This is a genomic window from Taibaiella chishuiensis (assembly GCF_003014535.1).
GTDB classification, from domain to species: Bacteria; Bacteroidota; Bacteroidia; order Chitinophagales; family Chitinophagaceae; genus Taibaiella; species Taibaiella chishuiensis.
Genome location: NZ_PYGD01000009.1, coordinates 183589 through 208334 on the forward strand (window position 1 = coordinate 183589; position 24746 = coordinate 208334).

19 protein-coding genes are annotated in these 24746 nt (G+C 49.2%); 10 read left to right on the forward strand and 9 right to left on the reverse strand.

The window, feature by feature from the left end; genetic code table 11:
- The first annotated feature begins 76 nt into the window (after nucleotides 1–76).
- Entirely contained in the window at nucleotides 77–424 is a 348-nt protein-coding gene (locus B0I18_RS19785; protein ID WP_106524483.1) for a 4Fe-4S dicluster domain-containing protein, read from the forward strand.
- Between the two features lie 77 nt (nucleotides 425–501).
- On the opposite strand, the gene B0I18_RS19790 is transcribed toward B0I18_RS19785, so the two are convergent.
- The 8 genes from B0I18_RS19790 to B0I18_RS19825 all read right to left on the reverse strand — a co-directional run bounded on the left by B0I18_RS19790 (nucleotide 502) and on the right by B0I18_RS19825 (nucleotide 12309).
- Entirely contained in the window at nucleotides 502–762 is a 261-nt protein-coding gene (locus tag B0I18_RS19790) for a hypothetical protein (protein WP_181358543.1), read from the reverse strand.
- Nucleotides 763–919: 157 nt separating this feature from the next.
- Nucleotides 920–1567 (reverse strand): peptidylprolyl isomerase, encoded by a 648-nt coding sequence (locus B0I18_RS19795; RefSeq protein ID WP_106524484.1) that lies wholly within the window; start codon nucleotides 1565–1567, stop codon nucleotides 920–922.
- Nucleotides 1568–1854: 287 nt separating this feature from the next.
- Nucleotides 1855–3363, reverse strand: a complete 1509-nt coding sequence (locus B0I18_RS19800; protein ID WP_106524485.1) for a carbon-nitrogen hydrolase family protein — start codon at nucleotides 3361–3363, stop codon at nucleotides 1855–1857.
- Nucleotides 3364–3548: 185 nt separating this feature from the next.
- On the reverse strand, nucleotides 3549–5492 hold the full coding sequence (locus B0I18_RS19805; RefSeq protein WP_106524486.1) for a T9SS type A sorting domain-containing protein: 1944 nt from the start codon (nucleotides 5490–5492) through the stop codon (nucleotides 3549–3551).
- Nucleotides 5493–5675: 183 nt separating this feature from the next.
- Nucleotides 5676–8291 carry a DNA mismatch repair protein MutS gene (gene mutS / locus B0I18_RS19810; protein ID WP_106524487.1) on the reverse strand — a complete coding sequence of 872 codons (2616 nt, stop codon included), beginning with the start codon at nucleotides 8289–8291 and terminating at the stop codon, nucleotides 5676–5678.
- Nucleotides 8292–8341: 50 nt separating this feature from the next.
- Entirely contained in the window at nucleotides 8342–9907 is a 1566-nt protein-coding gene (locus B0I18_RS19815) for a hypothetical protein (RefSeq protein ID WP_106524488.1), read from the reverse strand.
- A 427-nt stretch (nucleotides 9908–10334) separates the two neighbouring features.
- On the reverse strand, nucleotides 10335–10694 hold the full coding sequence (locus B0I18_RS19820) for an ArsR/SmtB family transcription factor (protein WP_106524489.1): 360 nt from the start codon (nucleotides 10692–10694) through the stop codon (nucleotides 10335–10337).
- Between the two features lie 337 nt (nucleotides 10695–11031).
- Complete coding sequence (locus B0I18_RS19825; RefSeq protein WP_106524490.1) at nucleotides 11032–12309, reverse strand: sensor histidine kinase; 1278 nt, start codon at nucleotides 12307–12309, stop codon at nucleotides 11032–11034.
- Nucleotides 12310–12507: 198 nt separating this feature from the next.
- Between B0I18_RS19825 and B0I18_RS19830 the strand changes: the two genes are divergently transcribed.
- From B0I18_RS19830 to B0I18_RS19870, 9 genes are all read left to right on the forward strand, one after another.
- A complete protein-coding gene (locus B0I18_RS19830; RefSeq protein WP_181358544.1) occupies nucleotides 12508–13086 on the forward strand; it encodes a YqgE/AlgH family protein in 579 nt (192 codons plus the stop codon).
- 91 nt (nucleotides 13087–13177) lie between these two features.
- Entirely contained in the window at nucleotides 13178–13900 is a 723-nt protein-coding gene (locus tag B0I18_RS19835) for a YiiX/YebB-like N1pC/P60 family cysteine hydrolase (protein ID WP_106524492.1), read from the forward strand.
- A 25-nt stretch (nucleotides 13901–13925) separates the two neighbouring features.
- On the forward strand, nucleotides 13926–14453 hold the full coding sequence (locus B0I18_RS19840; protein ID WP_106524493.1) for a DUF4878 domain-containing protein: 528 nt from the start codon (nucleotides 13926–13928) through the stop codon (nucleotides 14451–14453).
- A gap of 102 nt (nucleotides 14454–14555) precedes the next feature.
- A complete protein-coding gene (gene metK, locus B0I18_RS19845) occupies nucleotides 14556–15809 on the forward strand; it encodes a methionine adenosyltransferase (RefSeq protein WP_106524494.1) in 1254 nt (417 codons plus the stop codon).
- A 99-nt stretch (nucleotides 15810–15908) separates the two neighbouring features.
- Nucleotides 15909–16400, forward strand: coding sequence for a YajQ family cyclic di-GMP-binding protein (locus B0I18_RS19850; protein WP_106524495.1), 492 nt, complete (start codon nucleotides 15909–15911; stop codon nucleotides 16398–16400).
- Nucleotides 16401–16479: 79 nt separating this feature from the next.
- Complete coding sequence (locus B0I18_RS19855; RefSeq protein WP_106524496.1) at nucleotides 16480–17763, forward strand: prolipoprotein diacylglyceryl transferase; 1284 nt, start codon at nucleotides 16480–16482, stop codon at nucleotides 17761–17763.
- 165 nt (nucleotides 17764–17928) lie between these two features.
- A complete protein-coding gene (locus B0I18_RS19860) occupies nucleotides 17929–19317 on the forward strand; it encodes a T9SS type A sorting domain-containing protein (RefSeq protein ID WP_106524497.1) in 1389 nt (462 codons plus the stop codon).
- A 124-nt stretch (nucleotides 19318–19441) separates the two neighbouring features.
- On the forward strand, nucleotides 19442–21733 hold the full coding sequence (locus tag B0I18_RS19865) for a TonB-dependent receptor (RefSeq protein ID WP_181358545.1): 2292 nt from the start codon (nucleotides 19442–19444) through the stop codon (nucleotides 21731–21733).
- 143 nt (nucleotides 21734–21876) lie between these two features.
- Nucleotides 21877–23619, forward strand: coding sequence for an ABC transporter ATP-binding protein (locus tag B0I18_RS19870; RefSeq protein WP_106524499.1), 1743 nt, complete (start codon nucleotides 21877–21879; stop codon nucleotides 23617–23619).
- 474 nt (nucleotides 23620–24093) lie between these two features.
- On the opposite strand, the gene B0I18_RS19875 is transcribed toward B0I18_RS19870, so the two are convergent.
- A complete protein-coding gene (locus B0I18_RS19875; RefSeq protein ID WP_106524500.1) occupies nucleotides 24094–24699 on the reverse strand; it encodes a superoxide dismutase in 606 nt (201 codons plus the stop codon).
- Nucleotides 24700–24746: the final 47 nt, after the last annotated feature.

The window sequence follows — 24746 nt, forward strand, 5'->3', positions numbered from 1 at the left end:
GAAATTGTAATTTTGCAACCGTATAAACAATTTTAATTGGCAGATTGCCTGATTCGCGAATTATCAAACTATTAAAATGGCTATAAAAATAACAGACGAATGTATTAACTGCGGCGCCTGCGAACCGGAATGCCCCAATACCGCCATCTATGAAGGCGGTGTGGAGTGGAAAGTAGCAGACGGCACCACGGTTAGGGGAGATTATACCTTAATGGATGGGAGCACGACGGCAGCCAATGCCCCCCACGATCCTATCGCTGTTGACACGTATTATATTTCTCCCGATAAGTGTACCGAATGCCAGGGCTTCCACGAAGAGCCGCAATGCGCCGCGGTATGCCCCGTAGATTGTTGTGTGCCGGACGAGATGTACCAGGAAACGGTGGAGTCGCTGTTGGAGAAACAGTCGAAATTACACGCGTAACCGGGTTTTGATCCTTATACATAAAACAGGGCTGAGATCGATCTCAGCCCTGTTTTATTATTGATGCGTTATGCGCCTTATTTTTTTATTTCTTCTGCTTTTTTCTCGCCGGCCTGCTCTACTTTCTTAGCATTGGAATCGGCGGCTTTTTCTACGTTTGCTGCAGCTTGTTTCAAGGAGTCGGCAGTAGCTTCGCCCTGTGCGGCAATATTATCCGCTTTGTTTTCGGCCTGGTTCTGTACAGAATCAGCAGCAGCATTTTCTGCTTTTTCTTCGGGTGAATTACATGCTGCAAAACCAGCAGCTACAACAGCTAACATTAAGATTACTTTTTTCATCGGGTGCTTATTTTTTGATTGAGTTAGAAATTTATATAAGTTTATACGCTGCCCCGGGGTAAAGTAACCCTTTTATTATGCATATTTATATATAATAAATATATTTAGCTGTTTAATAATAAGTTGGGATAGGTATTTTTTATATTTGTCCCGGCTCTTATTTTACTTCATACCCGTATTCCGACAGGATTTCGGCCTTGGTTTTCTCCAGCACTTTTACCTGCATCTTAATATTGGTAAGGGGCCTGTCGTTGGCGTTTTTAGGTTGTACCACGATCTTGTCGGCCGCCTCCATACCTTTCATCACAAAGCCGAACACGGTATAGTTGTTGTCCAGGTGGGTATTGGCTACCAGGTTGATAAAGAACTGCGAGCCGTTGGAGGCTTTCTGCGGGTTTACATTATCGCCCAGGCGGGCCGTGGCCAGCGCGCCCCGTACATTTTTAAGACTGCTTACAAACTCGGCAGGAATATCGTATCCCGGGCCGCCGGTACCGTCGTTGTTCGGATCGTCATCTTTTGATTTGGGGTCGCCGCCCTGGATCATGAAATCTTTGATGATGCGGTGAAAGGTGGTGTTGTCATAAAACTGCTGGCCGGCAAGCTTCAGGAAGTTTTCGCGGTGTAACGGTGTTTCCTTGTATAGCCATACATACATATTGCCGAAGTCCGTCTGGATCTCGATCACCTTTTCCTTCTGCCCGGTAACCGGTGGATCCGGCACCAGCGGCGGACTATTATCTTTCAGACAGGACTGGAACAACAGGACGGAACTGCAAAACAGCAGGGATAGAAGTTTCTTCATGAATATTAGCTTTATTGATTTTAACCCGGCAAAATAGCGAATATGTGTTTAAAAAAGCGCAGCGATTTTTTCAGGAAGAAAAATGGGGTAGTGCAGCGGCCGCTTTTCGCGGTTATGCTTTACCGGGATGTACCTGGCTGGTCCTTGCTTTGGCCGGGGCTGAAATGCTTCATGGGCGGTGCTTTGGGAGTGCTGTAAAAATATGATCCCGCTGCGCTTTGGCGCTGCAGCGGGATCATATCCTGTTTCAATAACAAGTTACACCCTGCCGGACAGGGCTTTGCCAATCAGGTTCTTGGTTTTTTGCGCACTTCGTACAGGTCTGTGCGCCGGTCGGTCATGGTGCGTACGGAGCCGTAGTGATGCAGTTCCTTCAGCAGGTTCAGGTCCACATCCGCAATCAGGGTCATCTCGGTATTGGGCGTGGCCTCGGCCTTGATGGCGTTCATCGGGAAGGCAAAGTCGGAAGGGGTGAATACAGCGGCCTGGCCAAACTGGATATCCATATTGTTGACCCCCGGCAGGTTGCCTACGCAGCCGGCAATGGCCACGAAACATTCGTTTTCGATGGCCCGGGCCATGGCGCAATGGCGTACCCGAATATAAGCGTTCTGCGTATCGGTAAGGTAGGGTACAAACAGGATCTTCATACCCTGCAACGCCAGCAGCCGCGACAGTTCCGGGAACTCCACATCGTAGCAGATCAGGATACCGATCTTGCCGCAATCCGTATTGATCACTTTGATCTTATCGCCGCCGGTAATGCCGTAATACTTGGTCTCGTTGGGCGTGATGTGGATCTTGCGGTATTCGCTCAGTTTGCCGTTGCGGTGGCAGAGGTAAGATACGTTGTAGAGGTTGCCGTTCTCGACCAGGGGCATGCTGCCGGCAATAATGTTCACGTTATAGGCAATGGCATATTCGGAAAGCTTTTTCTGTATCTCCTCCGTTTTCTTGGCCAGTTCGCGCATCGATTCGTATTCGCTCATATGGTTGAACTCGGCCAGCAGCGGCGAATTGAAGAATTCGGGAAATACGGCGAAGTCCGATTTGTATTCGCTCAGCACATCCACAAAAAACTCGACCTGTTCAAAGAATTTGTCCATATCGGCAAAGGGGCGCATCTGCCATTGTACCAGGCCCAACCGGATAATGCTATCGCTCAGGGCATTTTTTTTGCGCGAGTAATAGATATTGTTCCACTCCAGCAGTACGGCATATTCTTTCGATTCGGTATCGCCTTTCAGGTAATTGGTCAGCACCTTTACCACGTGAAAATCGTTGGCGATCTGGAAGCTCAGTACCGGGTCGTAAATTTCCTTGGCCTTAACGCGATCTATGTATTGCTTGGGGCTTAACTTGTCGCTGTGCAGGTGATAGTTGGGAATGCGGCCGCCTACCAGTATTTCTTTGAGGTTAAGGTGTTCGCACAGCTCTTTCCGGGCGTCGTAGAGCCGGCGCGCCAGCCGCAGTTGCCGGTAATCGGGATGTACAAATATTTCGATGCCGTACAGGGTATCGCCATCGTCGAAATGGGTGTTAAAGGTATAGTCGCCGGTTATTTCTTCGTAGGTATGTTCGTCGCCGAACAGTTCGTATTGTACAATGATCGACAGTGCGCAGGCCGCTACTTTACCATCTACCAGCACGCAGAGCTGTCCTTCGGGGAAGATATCCAGGAGTTTGTCGATATTGGCTTCGCGCCAGATGCCGCCCATACCCTGGTAGGCTTCGATCATTGTTGCTTTCAGTCCTGCATAATCTTCGCGTAGTAAACGTCTTACTATAACTTCCATAATGTTGTATCCTTTTGGGGATCAACAAAGAAAGTGCCGTAATTGTTGGCGGCGTCCTGTGCCGGCAACAATTGATGAAAAAATAATAAAGCAAAGGGGCAGCGCCTTACAGCCTGCCCCCTTTGCATATCCTTCAGCTTGTTTTTTTGTAAGATGAGTTTGCTCCCCGGTAGGAGCCCGGTGTGTCACTGAACAACCAGCTTTATTATTTTCGTCGCACTTTTATTGCTTAGTTTAACGAGGTAGATGCCCGGAGCAAGACGCGGATATTGTATATTGCTTTTGGCGTAGGGGCCAATCATGCTCTTGTCCAGTAATCCTCCTCTTACATCAGACAGTTCATAGTAAAACTGTTTATTACTGGTGTTTTCAATGCAAAAACGGGATTGATGAACAGGGTTTGGATAAAGCCGGATATCCTGGTCGATCGGATTCGCTTTTTCTGCAGGTAGCAAATGCCCGTTTTGCCCGCCCTTCATGGTTAGTGCAGTATCAAGAGTATCGGCACAGGTGGAGGGGTATAAATTATTGGGAACGCTCCAATGCCAGAACCGGATACCATCAATTTCGTAGGGCGCATTGTAGACCAAGCTATTTTGGATATGCTGGTAATTCTGGTACCAATAATAGTAGAAAACATTGTTACTGAATACCACATTGGAATCATATCCGATATTGACAAAGTCCGTGTAGGTATTGGGCGAGTTGATCCTGATTTGCGTATTGGTAACACTTGTCGGCTCATTAGTCGTAGTGTTTAAGAGCCATAAGCGTTTATTGTACAGGTCGAAGCTGCAACTGTCGACCCTGAGGTATTTAGAGTACTTCCCATCGCGGGTTAGCAAGGTTATCGTGCTGTGAGTATACGGTGGCACCCTTAACAGTTCATCCGATACGGTATCTTTCCTGTAATAACAATCTGAGAAACGGCATTTTGAAAAGTGAACACCGTCATCGACTGTACTGGCTTCGTTCCCGCCGTCCATAACAACGCCGTAGATGTCGCAGTTATGGAAACGTACTTTTTTATAGAGGCTCATTTCGACGGCGAGATTTCCGGTATTGGAACCCGGTACTGCCGTTTCGGGATTTTTCATGGCAACAATGCTACAATTATTGAAATAGAATCCTTTCCCGATTCCCAGCCCGGAAGTAATGTCGATAGCAGATTTCCTGTTGTTTTCAAAGCGACAGTTATTAAAAATAAGATTGCGGGCAATCTTTGTCGGGATTTCCTCTTCAATATCGATGCCGGCTGCCGGGATCGAAGCCAGGATGCCCATGCCCGAACTATTGAACTGGGAATTGTTGATGATACCGCTATCGGCCCCGCATATACTCATAGCCTGGCGGCCGTTGTATTCAAAGACACAGTTGTTAATGTTGAACTTATTCGTTTTATAAACGGTATCGCCGTTAAGGATATAAAGCCCGTCTAGACCAAACCTCTTGACTGTAAGATTATTTAAAGAGAGGTTAGCGACATCTAAAACACGGATCCCGTAATTGGGCAACTGTATGTCGACGTCGTTATCCTTACCTCCCAACACCATCTTACCGGGATAGGCATTGCCATCAAGCGTAAGGCCGGAAATTTTGATATAACCGTCTTTCAGGTTATAGGAAACGGAAATCATATTCTCGGTAAAGGCCCAGCATGCCGGTCTTGGCGTTGTTGATCCCCACGATATAAGCGAAGCCTGTGCATCGGTTAAGGGCATGCCGGACAAGGAATCAAAATATCCGTAATGAAATCCGTCGGCATAGCGAAGGGTGGGATTGGACTCCCCGACAATTTCAACGTTAGTACAGCCGAAAATATTCAATACCGTACCTCCGTGCAAAAAGTAGCCGTTGCCACTTACCGGGTTCCCCACAATATAGGTTCCAGCAGGAATAATTAATTTACAATAGCCTTTCCGTGCGTTAATGAAGTTTGTAGCGGCTTCAAAGGCAAAATGATCATTGTCGACACCGTTGCCGGTTGCGCAGAAATCAGTTTTGATATTGAGTTCCATGATGGAACTGATGTCGGCATGTGCACCGCCTGCATAGATCAGCGGACTGCATTGTGCCCTGGTGTTGAATGCCGCAAATAATGCCAGCGCGAATGTGATTATTTTTTTCATGTTTACAGGAATTTATATGATAAAGGTACAATATATATACGATTTACAGGTGCAGAATTGAATCGCATCATTTGCCGGGGATTCCCAATCAACGAATCGTCTGCACCCACCGGAAGTCCCAAAAACCAAAAGAGCCACCCCCCAAAGTGGGGGCAGCTCTTTTCGCGTTTCTTAATAGGTCTTTTACTGCTGGTAACTTCTTACGATATCCTTCAGTTCGTTCAGTTTCATCAGGGCCTCTACCGGGGTAAGGGTATTGATGTCTACGGCGTAGAGTTTGGTTTGTATACTGCGCAGGTCTTCGCTCAGCCCGTCAAAAATATTGAGCTGGAAGTTCTGTACCGGTATTTTCTTCACCCGCTCGGCCGGTGTATTATCGGCATGTTTCTCTTCCAGCACGGCCAGTATCTCGTTGGCGCGGTCGGTAAGCGAAGGGGGCATACCTGCCATGCGGGCTACCTGTATACCAAAGCTGTGGCGGCTTCCGCCGGGCGCCAGCTTACGCAGGAAGATCACTTTATTGCCGGTTTCCTTATGGGTGATATGATAATTCTTGGTACGGGCCAGCTTATGCTCCAGCTCGTTGAGCTCGTGGTAGTGCGTGGCAAATAGTGTTTTGGGCTTATCGGTATGGTTGTGGATATGCTCCACGATCGACCAGGCGATCGAGATACCATCGTAGGTACTGGTGCCCCTGCCGATCTCGTCGAGTATGATGAGGCTGCGGCTGCTCAGGTTATTGATGATACTGGCCGTTTCGTTCATCTCCACCATAAAGGTCGATTCGCCGCCGCTCAGGTTGTCGGAGGCGCCCACCCGGGTAAAGATCTTATCGGTAAGGCCGATGGTGGCGCTGGTGGCCGGTACATAAGAGCCCACATGCGCCATCAGGGTAATCAGGGCTGTTTGGCGCAGCAGGGCCGACTTACCGCTCATGTTGGGGCCGGTAAGGATAATTACCTGCTGGGCCTCCTTATCGAGGTGTATATCGTTGGCTACATACGCTTCGCCCGGGGGCAGCAGTTGCTCGATCACGGGATGCCTGCCCTGGCCGATCTCCAGCACCTGCAGCTCGCTCATTTGCGGGCGGCAGTATTTGTACTGTTTGGCGATATAGGCAAAAGACAGCAGGCAGTCGATGCGGGCAATGGCCTGTGCATTGGCCTGCATGGGCGTAAGTGCCGTTTGCAGCTTTTCGATCAGGCCTTCGTAAATCTGTTGTTCCAGTACGCTTATCTTCTCTTCTGCGCCCAGTATCTTCTCTTCGTATTCCTTCAGTTCGGGGGTAATATAGCGTTCGGCATTGGTCAGCGTTTGTTTGCGTATCCATTCCGGTGGCACTTTGTCCTTATGGGTATTGGTTACTTCGAGGTAGTAGCCGAATACATTGTTGAAGGCCACTTTCAGCGAGGGTATGCCGGTACGCTGGCTTTCTTCCTGTTGTATGCGCAGCAGGTATTCCTTACCATGGTAAGCGATCTGCCGCAGCTGGTCCAGGTCCTGGTTAATGCCTTCTTTAATGGCGCCGCCCTTATGCAGGGCTACCGGTGCATCTTCGTTGAGAGTATTGCCTATGGCTTCCTGTATATCGTTACAGGCATTAATGGTCGTGGTGAGTGCGGTAAGCTCCTGGCCGGCTTTGCTATCGGCGGCCAGTTGTTTAATGTCTGCGCAGTGCTGCAGGCTTTTGCCCAGCTGGATCACCTCTCTCGGGTTAATCTTCTTCAGCGGTATTTTGGCTGCAAGCCGCTCCAGGTCGCCGATCTGGCGCAGGTGTTTGCGGTACTCGTCGGCCAGGTCCTGTTCGCGGATAAAGATGCTGACCCATTCCAGGCGCTGTTCTATGCGTTCGATATCGCTGAGCGGGAAAATGATCCAGCGCTTGAGCATACGCGCGCCCATGGGGGTAATGGTATGGTCCATGGCCCGCAGCAGGGTATGCCCGTTCTCTACCGGGCTCTGCATCAATTCCAGGTTGCGTATGGTAAAGCGGTCCATCCACAGGAATTCGGTGGCGGTAATACGCTGTACGGTATTGATGTGCTGAATATTGGGATGCTCGGTATCTTTCAGGTAGTGCAGCGCTGCGCCGGCCGCTATGGTGGCCTCTTTCCAGTCTTCGATGCCATAGCCTTTCAGCGATTGGGTGTCGAAATGGCGCAACAGCGCTTCGTAGCCGTAGTGATGCTGGAAGATCCAGTCTTCGAGCGCAAAGGTGTAATATTTCTGGTCCAGCTGTTCGCGGAAGAAGCGTTGTTTGCCTTTGGCGATCAGCACTTCCGAGGGCTGGAAGCTCTGCAGCAGTTTATCCATATACTCCAGGCTGCCCTGGGCTACAAAGAATTCGCCGGTAGAGATATCGAGGAAGGCAATGCCGTTTTCTTTATCGTCGAGGTATACCGATGCCAGGAAGTTATTGCTTTTGTTCTCCAGCAGTTTGTCGTTGAGCGATACGCCCGGGGTAACGATTTCCGTCACGCCTCTTTTTACGATGCCCTTTACCGTTTTCGGATCTTCGAGCTGATCGCAGATGGCAACGCGGTGCCCGGCCTTGACCAGCTTGTGCAGGTAAGTGTCGAGCGAGTGATGCGGGAAGCCCGCCAGCTCTATCGAAGAAGCCGAACCATTGGCTCTTTTGGTTAAAGTAATGCCCAGTACATTGGCAGCAATGATCGCATCTTCCCTGAAGGTTTCGTAAAAATCGCCTACCCGGAATAAAAGCACAGCATCAGGATATTTGCTTTTGATCGCCTGGTGCTGTTTCATCAATGGAGTCTCTTCTGCTGTTTTCTTTGCCATAATAGTGCTCCAAAATTAAACGAGATTTTCCACTAAACATTTGAAAGTTTTCAAGTATGGGGATAAACCGTGGAATGCCCGTTTTCGGCATCGAGCTGCATTTTGCGGTATTCGGTATACTTTACCCGGTCTACCTTGCTCTGCAGCCAGTCGTAGTAGTTGAAGTAGAGGAAATACAGCTCCTTTACCGGGTCGGTTTTATACACCTCCAGCCGTTGCAGGAAGCCGCGTATAGCCGTACGCCGGCCTTCGTTATGCTGTTCGTTGGAGAGATGGCGGAGAAAGAGCATCAGGTCTTTTTCAAAGCCATCCAGTTTCTTTTTATTGTATAGCCGGTAATAGGTGGCCGATATGGCATTGCTGAGCTGCAGCCCGTCTTTTTTCTCATACAGGATAACGAGGTAGAAGATGGCCGAGAAATAAAGAATGTCTTCGCGCTGTACCTCGTGGTTAATACGGATCACATCGAGCAGCAGGTCTTCGGCTTCTTTAAAACGGTCGAGTACGAAATAGGAAATACAGATCGACGACATCAGCGATAAGGCGCTGACCGGCGGCAGTACGGCTTCCACCTTTTGCAGCATACCGGCGGCCTGTTCGCGGATCAGGCTACCCACTTGATCGTAGGCTGCATGTTTATGAAATATTTTGAGTTGTGTATTGAAGGCGATCAGCTCCCAGCGCAGTTTATCCTTGCCTTCGAGCTGCGCGGCCAGTACGCTGTATTGTTGCAGCAGTACGGCGGCCAGCCCGGTTTGCTTCAGGGCAAAGGTATTGTAGAAGGTATAGTCGGCACAGTTAAGGAAGAGCGCGGCATTGCCTGCAATAAGATGGGGATTGCCCTGCCAGCAGTCCAGTACCGCCGCGGTATGGCGGGTGCAGGCTTCGAAGCAGTAGGAGAGGTGCTCGGTAAGGCCGCAGGCAAACTGGTGCAGGGTATAGAGCAGGGGGCAGCCGGCATCGATGCTGATCTGCGCCAGCAGGGTACGCAGTTGGCCCGTACGGGCCAGTTGTGCGGGCGAAAGCCGCAGGTAGTTGAATTGTTTAAAGCCCGTAAGTTCGCGGATAATCATCTGCAGCTGTTGTTCGCATTGCAGGCGGCTTACGGTGCCGGCCTGGTATTGCAGCAGCTTGCCGCTTTCGGTCTCGAAACTTTTATAGTCGGAGTAGGAGAGTATTTTATACTGCTGGTGGATCAGCTTTACCTGGGTGGCGTAGAGCTCGTACCGGACGGCCGTTTTCCAGGCTTTTTCCAGCAGTTTGCCGGCCGATACCACCAGGTTCTTATCCAGCAGCAGTTCGAATTGCAGTTCTATAAACTGCAGCTGGGCTACGGGATCGTTGCGGCGGAGGTATACGATGGTGGAGAGTATGTCGTTCCAGAGGTAGGTCTTGAGCCCGGAAAAGTGCGCCTGGCTTTGTAATCCGAGCCTGGCGGCAAATAGTTTTTCATCGTTTACGGGATGCCGTTCCATCAGTTCGAACAGCCGGATATGCAGGGCGCGGTTATCGATGGCATGTCGCCGGGCCATTTTTTTGTAACAGGCTTTCTCGTGCCTTTGCAGTCCCCGGATCAGCTCATACAGTTCGATACGTTTCTGGTTATCTGCCGCCATAACTTCATTTTTTAAAGTACAGGATTCCTATAAAGTTACGCAGCCTGAATTGTAAATTTTATTTTATTTTATGGTAGTTTAAATTGTTGTTTTTCAGATTTTTATTTCAATCCAGCTGTTCGAATAAGGTGGTCTGATTATTTAAAAGGGAGGTATAATTTAATTGGGGGGCAGCAGGGATTCCGCATTTTTGTACTGCATTAAGAAAAACGCAACGGCCCCTAAACCTTTGCTTGATGAATCGGATCCGCCTGTGCAAAGACTTTTTTACATTTCCTAAACCCTACCATCAAGAAGTGAATAGAAAGACAGGTCAGATTTCCGGTCCCCCCGGATCAGGTGGATTTATTCATTTTGAGTGCCATGAAAAAAAAGCCTCCGGTTATATACCGGAGGCTTTTGGTTTAACACACACAATGCAAGTTCATTATTTGTCAGATGCAACAAGTTCTTTTACGAATTGGGAAACCGCAGCGATACGTGCATGGTTTAATGCATAGTGGATGAATTTACCGTCACGTACGGTAACCACTACATCGGCGCGGCGTAAGATAGCCAGGTGTTGAGAAGCCACAGATTGTTCCAGGCGCAGTTTCACGTAAATATCCGTAACGTTCATTCTCTTATTTTCCTCGAGTAACTTAATAATCTGCTGGCGCAGTTTATGATTGATCGCCCTTAAAGTCATTGCCGCGCTCTTAACGGCCAAGTAATCCAATTTAATTGGTTCATTAGAATTTTCGTCCTTACGAATAACCAAAGTGTTAGCTGACACTGTTTGTTCCATTTTATATACTGGTTTAATTATAAGTGATTAAATAGATGCAAGTAGCAGTTTTTCCATAAAGTGAAACTTTTGCTTTTTTAGAATTCAGCTTGGGTTATAGGTGCAAAGATAGTAATTAAATAATATATCAATCGGCTTAAAAAAATACGATGACCGTTAATATGGTGTTAATAATATTTTTTATCTCCTTATTTATCACGACAAAAAGAACATTAGAGATTTAAATATTTAAAAATTAACTACTATTGTACCTACACTCGACAGAAATTGACATGTGTCAATTTGCATTTTCATTAACAGGTGTTTGTCTGTATTATTTCGATAAAATTAATGTATTTTATTTAATTTCAACACTTGTTTTTAATTCTAATGAAAAAACACTGCCTTTTCCCAGTGTGCTGTCTACTTTAATCTTGCCTTTATGGGCTTCCACTACCGATTTTACGTAGCTTAATCCGAGGCCAAATCCTTTTACATTGTGGAGGTTTCCGGTGTGTGCCCGGTAGAACTTTTCGAAGATGTGATTTACGGTTTCTTTGGACATGCCGATACCGTTGTCCCTGATCCGTATGGAGATGGTTTTTGAAGAAGGGTTAGAAGTCTCAATGATAATCTTGGCGCGGTCTTTAGAGTATTTGATCGCATTGTCGAGCAGGTTGGCAACGATGTTGGAAAAGTGTACTTCGTCGGCCTCGATCATGAATTTTTTCGCGTTCAGTTTTTGCTCCAGCGTACCGTTTTTTTCCTCTACACGCAGCATAATATTCGAAGCCGCCGTACGGATTATTTCGTGTGCGTCGATCTGCTGCAGGTTCAATTCCAGGTTGCTGGTATCCATTTGTGCGGCCTGTAAAATTTTTTCCACCTGTTTGTTCATCCGCACATTTTCTTCGCGGATAATGCCGGTATAATATTCGATCTGTGCCGTATTGCTTTTTACCTTAGGATTGGCCAGCGCGTCTACCGCCAGCGAGATGGTGGCCAGCGGTGTTTTAAACTCGTGGGTCATATTATTGATAAAGTCCGATTTGATCTCCGAAAGCTGCTTCTGGCGGAACACCGTGCGTACGGTAAGGGCAAAGGCGGCAATGATAATGATGGTAAACAATACGGAGGCCCCGATCATCCAGGAGGTGCGGCGCAGGATATAGTTTTTGGGTTGTTTGATGTACAGGGCAAAGCGGTAGCTGCCGTTGGGGGTTAAAGCCTTGCGGAACGAGGAGGAGAACATGTCGTTGGAGAACCCTTTGGAGCTGTTCTGCGGCCAGTTGTTGCTGGTAATGGAGTATTCGAATTTAAGATCGATATGGTTTTCCGACAGCTCTTCGGCGATGATATGATTAATGTCTTCCTGGGGTACCTGCGATACATAAGACCAGAGGATATCCCAGGTGCGGGAGTTCTCCCAGTCAACTGTTTCGGGGTTCATGCCTATGTATAATGCGATCTTGTGTTGTATGCCCCATTTGATATCCGTAAAGGAGTTTTCGAGATCGTTATTGTACTTTCCTTTCTGGACCAGCAGCACGTTTTGTATCCAGGACATCTGGAGGAACATGAGGCCTAAAAGGGAGAGGGTGATCAGGATAACAATAGAGGGGAAAACTTTTTTCATGAATTATGCAGATGAATGAACGTGTAAAGTTAATAAGATAGTGACGATTATATGATGTATAGCCGTCATGCAAAGGTTATTATATTACACTAAGTAGAATTGCTAATAATTTTATAAGGCTTAAATTATAGGGTTAAAATGTTTGGAAAGTTGCCGTCGAGGGTTAATTTTAATGTTCAAACAAAGCGTAAACCGACTATGGATTTGTTAGACCCGTATAAACGTACTGATATTAAGCCCGCGGCCGGTAAATTGTTGATTGCAGAGCCTTTTCTCAACGATCCCGGGTTTGCACGTACCGTGGTGTTCCTGGTGGAGCATGGCGAGGAGGGCAGTATCGGTTTCGTGCTTAACCGGCCTTCGCACAGCACTATCGGCGACCTGCTGCCCGAGTTGTATACCCCGCGGCTCTCTGTATTCGAAGGCGGACCGGTACAGGGCGATACCCTGCATATGATCCACAAAATGCCCGATGTAATGGGCGGAACCGAGATCCTGCCCGGCATATTCTGGGGCGGCTCGTACGACGACCTGGCACGTACCATCCACGACAACCCTGCCGGGATACCCGACCTGCGGCTGTTTATCGGTTATTCGGGCTGGGCCGACGGGCAGTTGGAGCAGGAGCTTAAAGATGGCGTATGGCTCGTGGCCGATACTTTCGAAGATGTGATATTTGAAACCGACAGCCGCAAGGTATGGCAGGATGCGCTCCGTTCGCTGGGCAGCAGCTTTGCCTTTATGGCCAATATGCCTATTCACCCGCAACTGAACTGATACCCGTACCTGCGGCCCGGCCCGCATTCCACCTATATCCCGCTTATTATTGCAAAAATTAAGAGGCGCCGCTGGGGGCTAACCTTTATATTTGCAGCAACAGATGGACAGCACACACGGAAACAAAAACAGGAAACTTCATGGCGCATTGCTGATTGCGATGCTGGTCGTATTCCTGGTGGTGTACAACCGCAAGCTGCTGATGGACTGGTACGATCCGCAGCCGGCCGCGGTAGTGCATACGCCCAATATGCGCCGTGCCGCCAATCCCTGGAACCGCTATCATGCCGATTCCTGTATCCAGATCGTAAAAGACGGCGACCTGGTATTGCGTTCGGGCAGCGATGCCATCAGCGCCCTGTTCAAAAAGGTAAATACCCGGGATAAGTCCTATTCCCATGCCGGTATCGTTTTTATCGAGAACGGCTACCCGATGGTCTATAACCTGATCGGCAATGCCGAAGATCCCGAGGCGGTGCTGCGGCGCGACTCGCTTTCGGCCTTTATTTCGCCCCACGACAATACGGCTTATGCCGTATACCGTTATAAGCTGAGCCGGCAGCAGGTCGAAAAACTGCACGACCTCTCCATCCGCTACTTTAAAGAAAAACGCCGCTTCGACCCGCATTTCGACCTGGCCACCGACAGCTCGCTGTACTGTACCGAATTCGTGTACAAGGCCATGATCGAAGTGACCGGCGACAAAAAATACCTCGGAACCACCCAAACGGCAAACTTCAGTTTTGTGTCGGTCGATAACCTCTTCCTGAAGAAGGGGATCAAATTGGTTTGTAAAATCGTGTATATCCAGTAATTTTGCAGGCTTCGATACTTTCCGTATGAAAAAACTAGTTCCTGTATTTTCCTTCCTGGTCCTCGCACTGTTCTGGACTTCCTGTAAGAACAGCAACTCGCCCCAGGCGGTAACCGAAAAGTTCCTGGTGAGCTTCAGTAAAATGGACTACACTACGGCCAAGAACCTCTCCACGCAAAACACCTGGGCCATGCTCGACATTCTCGCCTCTTTTACCAAAGAGATGCCTGAAGCCGAGAAGAACGCGCTTTTCCAGAATTTTAAGGTAAAGGTTACGGACAGCAAAAAAGAGTCCGACTCGACCATGATCGTAACCTATGTTACCGACCCCAAGATCCTGCCGTTTAACAAGCTGCGCCTGCTGCAGCAAAAAGATATCGAAGGCAATATCCGCTGGAAGGTAGATATCTCCACGCTCGATCTCGTGGGCGGCGAAGAGTCGTATATCGAAGAAGAACACCAGGCCGTGGAAGAGGACGTACAGCGCGATGCGGTAGATACGGTAAAGGTGGATGAGCCGCCTGCAGCACCCGCACCGAAAAAGAAAAAATAACGGCATAAGATAAAAAAATAGGTAGCGCCCGTTATTATTTTATTGAAAATTAATTTCAATCCTTACTTTTGAATACTTTTAAAAAACCTGTTTAAACAAAATATGCCTTATTTATTCACATCAGAATCCGTTTCTGAAGGACATCCAGATAAAGTAGCCGACCAGATTTCCGACGCGCTTATTGATCATTTTCTTGCCTTCGACCCGCAGTCGAAAGTGGCCTGCGAAACTCTGGTGACTACCGGCCAGGTAGTACTGGCGGGCGAAGTGAAATCGAAAGCATATTTAGACGTGCAGACCATTGCGCGCGACGTGATCAAAAGGATCGGTTATACCAAGAGCGAATATATGTTTGAAGCCAACTCCTGCGGCGTGCTTTCTGCCATTCATGAGCAGTCTGCCGACATTAACCAGGGTGTGGACAAAAAGAAGAAAGAAGAACAAGGCGCAGGCGACCAGGGTATGATGTTTGGTTATGCAACCAACGAAACCGAAGACTATATGCCGCTGGCGCTCGACCTGGCGCATAAATTACTGATCGAACTGGCTGCGCTGCGCCGCGAAAACAAGGAGATCAAATACCTTCGTCCCGATGCCAAATCGCAGGTAACGCTGGAGTATGATGATAACAACCAGCCTGTGCGTATCGATGCGATTGTCGTATCTACCCAGCACGACGATTTCGATACCGAGCCCAAAATGCTGGCCAAGATCAAGAAAGATATCGTTAATATCCTGATCCCGCGCGTTAAAGCCAAATACGAAAAATACGCCCACCTCTTCAATAACAAGATCCAGTACCATATCAACCCTACCGGTAAATTCGTGATCGGTGGTCCGCACGGCGATACCGGTCTTACCGGCCGTAAAATCATCGTGGATACCTACGGTGGTAAAGGTGCACATGGTGGCGGTGCTTTCTCCGGTAAAGATCCTTCCAAAGTAGACCGTTCTGCAGCATATGCTACACGCCATATCGCCAAGAACCTGGTTGCTGCCGGTGTCTGCTCCGAAGTACTGGTACAGGTATCTTATGCGATCGGTGTAGCAGAGCCTATGGGTATCTATGTAAATACCTATGGCACTGCCAAAGTGGATATGAACGATGGCGAGATTGCCCGTATCGTGGAAGGCATATTCGATATGCGTCCTTACTTTATCGAGCAGCGTCTTAAACTGCGTAACCCGATCTACAGCGAAACCGCATCTTACGGGCATATGGGCCGTAAGAACGAGATCGTGACCAAAGTATTCCATACCCCGGATGGCAAAGAGAAAAAAGTTAAAGTAGAACTCTTTACCTGGGAAAAACTGGACTATGTGGCCAAAGTAAAAAAAGCTTTCGGCATTAAATAAGGCTTCGACCTTATCTTTGCTTTTCCTCATTTTAAGCGCTGGTACCGGTACAGGTGTCAGCGCTTTTTTTGGTACATTTGCTTTTTAAAATTGAAAACTATGCCTTCATTTGACATTGCCAGCAAAGTAGATCTGCAAACGCTCGACAACACCATCAACGTAGTAAAGAAAGAGATTTCCGGCCGCTTTGATTTCAAAGGCTCGCATGTAGAGATCGATCTCGATAAGAAAACCCTGGTGCTGAAACTTGAGGTGGAAAGCGATATGAAGCTGAAGCAGGTAGAGGATGTGATCATTTCCAAATCGCTCAAGCAGGGACTGGATGCCAAATCATTCGACTTCAGCAAAGATCATTACAGCTCCGGCAAGTTTGTGCGCAAAGAGATCAGCGTGCGCAACGGCCTGGATAAAGACGCCGCTAAGAAAATCGTAAAGCTGATCAAGGACAGCGGGCTGAAAGTACAGGTGGCTATCATGGACGATATTGTTCGCGTTACCGGTAAAAAGATCGACGACCTGCAGGATGTGATTAAGCTGTGCAATGGCGCCGGCCTGGAAATGCCGCTGCAGTACGTAAACATGAAAAGCTAACCCTGAAATGAACTAACAGGTCCGGGGCATGTCATGCCCGCGCCGGATATCCTATTTTCAAATTTTATAACCACCCCTCATGTTTCCCGATTTTCATTACCTGTTCAATAGTCTTTTTGGTATCGATATTCCCGGGCTCAGCCTTGTTAAAACATTCGGTTTTTTTGTAGCGCTGGCCTTCCTGGCCGGCGCCTGGGTCATTACCCGGGAGCTGAAGCGGAAGGCAGAACAGAAATTGATGCTACCGGAGATCGTAACAGAAACCGAGGGCAAACCCGTTACCAATGCCGAACTCGTATGGATGGGCATACTGGGTTTTGTGATCGGTTTTAAGTTATTGGGGCTGGTACTGAATGCCAGCGAGGCCTCGCATAACCCCATCGATTTCCTGTTTTCGCTGAAAGGCAGCCTGATTGGTGGTTTGGCGGGTGCGGCGCTTTTTGTTTACTCCCGTTATTCGGCGCGTAAAAAACAACAGTTGCCGCAACCTAAGGAGCGCAAAGTCGCCATATATCCGCACCAGCGCGTTGCGGATATTATTTTTATTGCAGCCATCGGCGGCTTTGGCGGCGCCAAGGTGTTTAATGCTTTTGAAACCTGGAACGATTTTATCAAAGACCCGGTGGGTAACCTGATCGCCCCCGCGGGGCTTACCTTTTACGGCGGGCTGATCGTAGCCACCGTAGCGCTTTATGTGTATGCCCGTAAAAAGAAATTTTCCTTTGCCCATCTCTGCGATGCTGCTGCACCCGCGCTGATGCTGGCTTACGGTATCGGCCGCCTGGGTTGCCAGTTTTCGGGCGACGGCGACTGGGGTATTTATAACAGCGCTTACATTACCCGTGCCGATGGTTCGATGGTAAAGAGCAGCCAGATGGAGTATGATGCGGTGGTAAAGCAGAACCCGCATATTTTTATCGACCGCAACGAGAATACGGTAATCCCGCATAAGTACGCCCCTGCGCCCTCCTGGGCTCCCGACTGGCTGTATGCTCAGAACTTCAAACACAACGTAAACAACGATGGCATACCGATAGCCGGCGAAACCGGCGACTATATCCATGTGCTGGCTGCGGGTGTATTCCCTACTTCGATGTACGAAGCGGCGGCCTGTATCCTGCTGTTCCTGCTGTTGTGGTCGTTGCGCAAACGGTTTAACCGGCCCTTGCAGATGTTTGGTATCTATCTTGTGCTCAATGGCATGGAACGCTTCCTGGTCGAAAAGATCAGGGTGAATTATAAGTACGACTGGGGCTTTATACATCCCACACAGGCTGAGATCATTTCGGGCGCATTGGTTATTGCCGGTCTTGCGCTTTTCTTCTTCTACAAGCCAAAAGCAACCGTTACCCAGGTTCAATAGTACCACGGCATTTGCCGGGTGTAAATATACGATGACAGTAATCTTGACCTATGTCAGGCATGTGCCGGCAAGGGCCTGGTTACTGTCATTTTTGTGTCATAATTGATTGGGAATACAGGATATGTATTTTACCGGCTGTACTTTTGCACTACAAAAAATCGATTTATGAAACTGAAATACACTTTGGCGGTAGGAGCTTTGGCCTTGACAACTGCAGCCCAGGCGCAGACCTGGATTAAAGATACGGTGAGCATGGGCGTAGGATATGCAAACAGCGTTTATTACAGTCTTGCAAACGGTATGTCCGGTGCACCTGTTGCTGATAATAACTGGCACTTTGGCGTACAAGCCTTAAATGCTATGGCCGATACACATGGCGGCGTAGGTATCTGGACTAACGAAGCCACCAAAACCGGTGCAGTAGTAAAACTGTACTCCCTGCATAAACAAGGTACCGTAAGCTTCCTGACAGCTACAGCTGCTGATACCGTAGGTATGACCGGTGCTGCTAAACAACTGCACAACGATACCTCTACCTATGCCATGGGCGCTTTCAACGCCGGCGCAACCGGTGGTTCCAACCCTTCTGCAGGTATCAACTACGGCTGGGGTAACTACAGCAGCAACAGCCAGGGCGGCTTCCCTGCACACAGCGTAGTAGGCGACTCCCTGTACCTGCTTACCCTCAACCAGGGCGGTGGTATGGGCGCTCCGGCTACCATTACCGGCACTTACATCGTATGGCCACGTGCACTGGCTAACGGTAACCAGTGGACCCTCTATGTTAAAAATCTTGCTACGAACACCATCGATACCCTGGGCGTAAGCATCGCAGGTGCTACCACCCTGTTCAAATACTACAACCTGACTACTAAAACATGGTCTGACCGCGAGCCCAACAAAAACTCATGGGATATCGTATTCAGCAACTTCATGGACCTGTATGGTACCTATGGCCTGCAGGGTGTAACCGGTGTACTGAGCAATTACAACATTAAAGTAGCACAGGCCGATAACGTAGCGCCTAACAGTGCCGACTACAACAACTTTGCAAGCGCTTACTCCGAAGATATTCATACCATCGGTTCCGATTGGAAAACCGTAAATATGACCACCTTCAAATATGATATCAAAGCCAACCAGAGCTGGTTCGTTAAACTGAGCAACGGTGATATCTGGCAGGTGTATTTCGATATGTTCGATAAAGATGCTGCTAACAACCAGAAAATTGCCCTGCAGAAACGTAAAGTATTTACCGCTCCTGTAACCGGTATCGTAGATGCCAACCAATTCGTAAGCAATGTAGTGGTGGCTCCGAACCCGGTAATCAACGGTCAGGCTAACCTGCTGGTAGACGCTAAGCAAACCATCCGCGACGCTAAAATCATCATTACCGATCTGAGCGGCCGCGTGGTACTGCAAACTACCAAAACCATCAATGCCGGCTTCCAGCAACTGCGCCTCGATGTAAGCAGCTACACTTCCGGTCTGTACATGGTAAACCTGGCCGGCGAAGGCTGGAACTCCGTACAGAAGATCGTAGTACGTAACTAATCGACTGAGGAGATATTTTCTCCATGGGTGCTCCATATCTAAAAACATGCTTCGGCGCCCTTAGCGCAGAAGCATGTTTTTTCCGCTAATAGAAGATGGTTTTCCATCGCAAAAAAAGAATTCAGTGTCAAAAAAAATCCACGACGTATTTCGTTTTGTTGTTGTACTGCAACTCCTGCTGGGCCTGGCTTTCCCGGTTATAGCCCAGGGTAATTTAACGCTTAATGTGGCCGATGGCGCGGGCGAAAGCCTGCCCGGCGCTACGGTTAAAGTAGTTACACAGGATGGCGGCAAAACGATAACGAATGCCCTTACCGATGCGGCAGGTAATGCTACCCTGGCGGTAAGCAATTACCCGGTGCGGATCGAAGTCGGCAACCTGGGGTATGCAACGGTTTTCCGTACGCTTAAAGCCCAACCGGATGGTGTATTAGCCGTAACGCTGGACCAGAAGTATGCAGGTCTGAACGAGGTGATCGTAACCGGGGTGGGCCGCCCCACCAAGCTCGACGAGGCTGTGTCGGTATATAAGATCATTACCGCAGCCGATATCCGTTCGCAGGGAGCCGTTACGCTCAACGATGCGCTTCGCAACCAGTTGGGTATCAACCTGCCGCAGGATGGCGCTCTGGGCAGCCAGATCAATATGCGCGGGCTTAGTGGTAATAATGTAAAAATTATGGTCGACGGCCTGCCGCTTAACGGCCGCGAAGGCAGCAATATCGACCTCGGGCAGATCAACCTCAACAATATCGAACGTATCGAAGTAGGGCAGGGACCCATGAACGTGATGTACGGATCGGATGCGATCGGCGGGGTGATTAACCTCATTACCAAAACGAATAAAAAGAGCTGGTCGGCGGCCGGTAACGGTTTCTACGAGTCGATCGGTAAATATAATTTTGGCGCCGACGTAGCGCGCAGTACCGGTAAGCATAACATTGCGCTGAACTTTGCCCGTAACTATTTCCAGGGTTGGGACCCTAATTTTAAAGATATCCGCAACCCCTTATGGCGTCCGAAAGAACAATATCTCGGCAACCTGAAATATACCTGGCAGTTTGCACCGCGTGCATCGCTGACCCTGGCCAGCGACTACATGCACGAACTGCTGACCGCCAAAGAGTCTATGGCCAACTACTCCTATTACAACCGCGTGGTTAAAGACCAGGAGTTTAAAACCCAGCGCTGGACCAACAGGGCGCAGGCCCGCTGGCGTACCGGTATCAATGGTTATTGGGAGAGCAACAACAGTTATGCCTATTACCGCAGGCAGCGCATCTCCTATCTTACCGATCTCAGCACGATGGACCGTACACTGTCTGCCGTGCTGGGCGACCAGGGGGTGAGCACCTTTCATAATGTAACTTCCCGGACTTCCTACAACAACCAGGCCGGTATTTTCGATTATACTTTCGGTTATGATGTCAATATGGAATTCGCATCGGGTGTGGATAAGATCCAGGGTGGTAATAAATTTATCGGCGACTATGCCATGTTCCTGACTTCCAATATCAAAGTATTACCTAGTCTTACCTTGCAGCCGGCCTTAAGGTTTATTCATAACACGGCATACAATGCGCCGATATCGCCTTCCTTTAGCCTGTTGTACAAACCTTTGACGGCGCTGCAGTTCCGGGCTTCCTACAGCCGCGGTTTCCGTGCGCCTACCTTAAAAGAAATGTATCTCGACTTTAAGGACTTCAACCACGACATCGACGGTAATCCCGACCTGAAAGCCGAGTACAGCCAGCACTTCCAGCTTTCCGGTGGTTATACTTATTTCGATAAAGCCAATAAAAGCGGCCTGTCTTCCCTTACCTTGTTTTATGATGATGTAAGAGACCAGATCTCGCTTGCGCAAAAAGACGAAGGTCCGCTGCCGCCCAACCAGGCGCCCAAGTACATTTATGCCAATATCGGCAGGTCGCGCCTGATGGTGGTTCAGCTGAACAACGACTTCCGTTTCGATGCCCTGCGTTTTACCCTGGGTGGCTCTTTTACGCAGAGCTTTAAAACGGAGAACGAAAATTACCCCACTACACCTTCGTTCAATTTCTGGGAGATCAACGCTTCGGCCCGTTACGATGTGGCAGCCTGGAAGGCCGGCGTAGCCGTATTCTACAAGTATACCGGCAGCCAGCCGGTAATCGGTAGTATCGAAGGCGGTGCAGTATTCGGCGCCCCGATGAAGGACTATCACAATATTGACGCTTCGCTGGAAAAGCGTTTTTACAAAGACCGTATACAGCTTAATGCCGGCGTAAGGAATATTACCAACAACCAGATCATCGGCGCTGTAGGTGCAGCTGCAGGTGGCGGCGCTACAGGCGGCGGACACAGCACCGGCGATGGACAGTTACTGACCACAGGCCGCAGCTTCTTTACTTCGTTGCGGGTGCAATTGGGTAAGTAAAAGCACGGCGCATAGTGCCGGAATAATATAAAATCATGAGTAAGGCCCGGTTATTTCCAGTAACCGGGCTTTCTGTTGTCCGGCGGCCGCCGAAGACGATAATATTGCTTAAATTACATACAGGTATATAGGCCTGCCGATCTATGAAGATACTCTGGAAATACCTGCGGCCGCATAGCCGGCTCATCATCCTGGCCTTGCTGCTGGCCGGTATAGCACAACTTCTGACCATGATCGACCCCATTATCTTTGGTAAGATCATCGACGATTATGCCAATAACCGGCAGCATAAAGAACAGCAGGACCTGGTACAGGGTGTGTTGTTCTGGCTGTTCGTGGCCCTGGCTATAGCCTTGCTGGCCCGGCTGGCGCGCACCTTCCAGGAGTATGTGATGCGGCTGGCAGTACAGCGCTTCGGTATGCAGATCTTTAACGATGGTCTGCGGCAAACCCTGCGGCTTTCGTTCCAGGAGTTCGAAGAGCAACGCAGCGGCGAAACCCTGGCCATACTGCAAAAGGTGCGTAACGATACCGAACGGTTTATCAGCGCCTTTGTCAATATCCTGTTCTCTTCGGTAGTCGGTTTCGGTTTCCTGATCTGGTATGCTATTACCAAACATTGGGCGCTTATCCCGGTATTCCTGATCGGGTTTGTCGTTATCGGTAGTTTTACCGGTATGCTCAGCCGCCGGATCAAACTGGTGCAACGTACCATCAACCGGGAAACAACGCAGATGTCGGGCGCTATTACCGAATCGCTGCGCAATATAGAACTGGTCAAGAGCCTGGGTCTTACCTATCCCGAAATCAAACGGATGAAGGCCTATACGCAAAAGATATTCGACCTCGAAATGACGAAAGTGAAACAGGTCCGGTTTCTTTCCTTCCTGCAGGGCACCACCTTAAATATATTGCGGCAGTCCATTCTCTTTACCCTGCTCTGGCTCATCTTCCGGCATGTGCTTAGTCCCGGCGAACTCATTGCCATGCAGTTTATCTCTACTTCTATTTTCGCACCGCTGCAGGAAATGGGCAATATCATCCTGTCGTACCGCGAGGCCGAAGCATCGGTCCAGCTTTTCGACGAATTGATGAAAAAGCCCGTGGAGCACCGGCCGGAGAGCCCGGTAGATATCGGCGCCCTGAGTTCGCTGCGCTTCGAGCATGTTGTGTTCCGGCACCAGACGGCCATGCATAATGCCATCGACGATATCTCGTTCAAAGCCGCTTCGGGCGAGACCATCGCCTTTGTCGGGCCCTCGGGATCGGGCAAGTCTACCCTGGTAAAACTGCTGGTCGGCCTTTACCAACCCGTAAGCGGCGAGATCTATTTTAATCATATTGCCGGCTCCCGCATCCGTTATAACCAGATGCGCCGGCAGATCGGCTTTGTAACGCAGGATACACAACTCTTTGCGGGCACCATCAAGGATAACCTGTTGTTCGTAAAACCATCGGCAACGGACGAAGAGATCTTAGAGGCGCTGGAAAAAGCTTCCTGCGGCGCTTTGCTGGCCCGCAGCGGCAAGGGCATCTATACGGTGCTGGGAGAAAGCGGGCTCAAGCTTTCGGGTGGTGAAAAGCAACGCATATCTATAGCCCGTGCGCTCGTGCGCCGGCCGCGGCTGCTTATTTTCGACGAAGCTACTTCGGCCCTCGATTCTTTAACCGAAGAGGTGATTACCGAAACGGTAAGAGCCATATCGGCGCGCAGGGAGCAGATCACCATCCTGATCGCACACCGCCTGTCGACCATTATGCATGCCGATAAGATTATCGTACTGGAGAAAGGGCATATTGCAGAAACCGGCACCCACGAGGAATTGGTGGCTGCAAAGGGCCTGTACTATGCCATGTGGCGCCAGCAGATCGGCGAGCGGCGATAGCGGGCATTGTCTTTACCCTTACGCCAGGTAATGCTATTGGCTGTGGGAAGAAAGCTTTACCAGGTAAACATCTCGCCTTCAAGACACGTTCGCCACGGCACCACATCCAATAGCTTAAATGTCCCCGCAGGGTCTCCTGCAAAGAGACCCTGCGGAGGCAGGCAACCACAGCAGTAAATAGCATCAAGTGCACATCCCTACCGACCAGATAAATATCATGGCGCACTATAAAAAGAAAGCCTGCAACAGGTTGCAGGCTTTGTATATTCGGTATGAATTGTAGTCCAATTACAGGGCAGCTTGATGTCCCCGCAGGGTCTCCTGCAAAGGGACCCTGCGGTAGGCAGGCAACGACAGCAGTAAATAGGATCAAGTGCACATCCCCACCGACCAGATAAATATCATGGCGCACTATAAAAAGAAAGCCTGCAACAGGTTGCAGGCTTTGTATATTCGGTATGAATTGTAGTCCAATTACAGGGCAGCTTCGTAGCGTTTGGCTACTTCGTCCCAGTTTACTACGCTCCAGATGGCTTTCAGGTAGTCCGGGCGTTTGTTCTGGTATTTCAGGTAGTAAGCGTGTTCCCATACGTCGATGCTAAAGATCGGTGTGCCTTTTACTTCAGCAACATCCATCAGTGGGTTATCCTGGTTAGGGGTAGAGCTTACGTCCAGCTTGCCGTCTTTTACGATCAGCCAGGCCCAGCCGCTGCCGAAGCGGGTAGCGCCGGCAGTGCTCATTTTTTCTTTCAGGGCGTCGAGGCCACCGAAAGCTTCGTTGATCGCATCGGCCAGTTTGCCTTCCGGTGCTGCTTTAGCGCCGGGTGTCAGTACGGTCCAGAACAGGGAGTGGTTAAAGTGACCGCCACCGTTGTTGCGTACGGCAGCAGGGTATTTGGAAATGTTTTTGATCAGGTCTTCGAGCGGAAGGTCGGCAGCGTCTGTGCCTTCGATAGCTTTGTTCAGGTTGTCTACATAAGCCTGGTGATGTTTGCCGTGGTGGATCTCCATGGTCTGTGCATCGATATGCGGCTCAAGCGCATTGTGGGCATAAGGCAAAGCCGGAAGTGTGTGTGCCATAAATCTTTAATTTATTGTTTGAATTTAGGATTGTGATAGCGGGTAAG

Excerpts from the sequence above, each read along its gene's own strand:
- B0I18_RS19785 (WP_106524483.1), top strand. The coding sequence starts at position 77 with ATGGCTATAAAAATAACAGACGAATGTATTAACTGCGGCGCCTGCGAA.
- B0I18_RS19790 (WP_181358543.1), bottom strand. The coding sequence starts at position 762 with ATGAAAAAAGTAATCTTAATGTTAGCTGTTGTAGCTGCTGGTTTTGCA.
- B0I18_RS19795 (WP_106524484.1), bottom strand. The coding sequence starts at position 1,567 with ATGAAGAAACTTCTATCCCTGCTGTTTTGCAGTTCCGTCCTGTTGTTC.
- B0I18_RS19800 (WP_106524485.1), bottom strand. The coding sequence starts at position 3,363 with ATGGAAGTTATAGTAAGACGTTTACTACGCGAAGATTATGCAGGACTG.
- B0I18_RS19805 (WP_106524486.1), bottom strand. The coding sequence starts at position 5,492 with ATGAAAAAAATAATCACATTCGCGCTGGCATTATTTGCGGCATTCAAC.
- mutS (WP_106524487.1), bottom strand. The coding sequence starts at position 8,291 with ATGGCAAAGAAAACAGCAGAAGAGACTCCATTGATGAAACAGCACCAG.
- B0I18_RS19815 (WP_106524488.1), bottom strand. The coding sequence starts at position 9,907 with ATGGCGGCAGATAACCAGAAACGTATCGAACTGTATGAGCTGATCCGG.
- B0I18_RS19820 (WP_106524489.1), bottom strand. The coding sequence starts at position 10,694 with ATGGAACAAACAGTGTCAGCTAACACTTTGGTTATTCGTAAGGACGAA.
- B0I18_RS19825 (WP_106524490.1), bottom strand. The coding sequence starts at position 12,309 with ATGAAAAAAGTTTTCCCCTCTATTGTTATCCTGATCACCCTCTCCCTT.
- B0I18_RS19830 (WP_181358544.1), top strand. The coding sequence starts at position 12,508 with ATGGATTTGTTAGACCCGTATAAACGTACTGATATTAAGCCCGCGGCC.
- B0I18_RS19840 (WP_106524493.1), top strand. The coding sequence starts at position 13,926 with ATGAAAAAACTAGTTCCTGTATTTTCCTTCCTGGTCCTCGCACTGTTC.
- metK (WP_106524494.1), top strand. The coding sequence starts at position 14,556 with ATGCCTTATTTATTCACATCAGAATCCGTTTCTGAAGGACATCCAGAT.
- B0I18_RS19850 (WP_106524495.1), top strand. The coding sequence starts at position 15,909 with ATGCCTTCATTTGACATTGCCAGCAAAGTAGATCTGCAAACGCTCGAC.
- B0I18_RS19855 (WP_106524496.1), top strand. The coding sequence starts at position 16,480 with ATGTTTCCCGATTTTCATTACCTGTTCAATAGTCTTTTTGGTATCGAT.
- B0I18_RS19860 (WP_106524497.1), top strand. The coding sequence starts at position 17,929 with ATGAAACTGAAATACACTTTGGCGGTAGGAGCTTTGGCCTTGACAACT.
- B0I18_RS19870 (WP_106524499.1), top strand. The coding sequence starts at position 21,877 with ATGAAGATACTCTGGAAATACCTGCGGCCGCATAGCCGGCTCATCATC.
- B0I18_RS19875 (WP_106524500.1), bottom strand. The coding sequence starts at position 24,699 with ATGGCACACACACTTCCGGCTTTGCCTTATGCCCACAATGCGCTTGAG.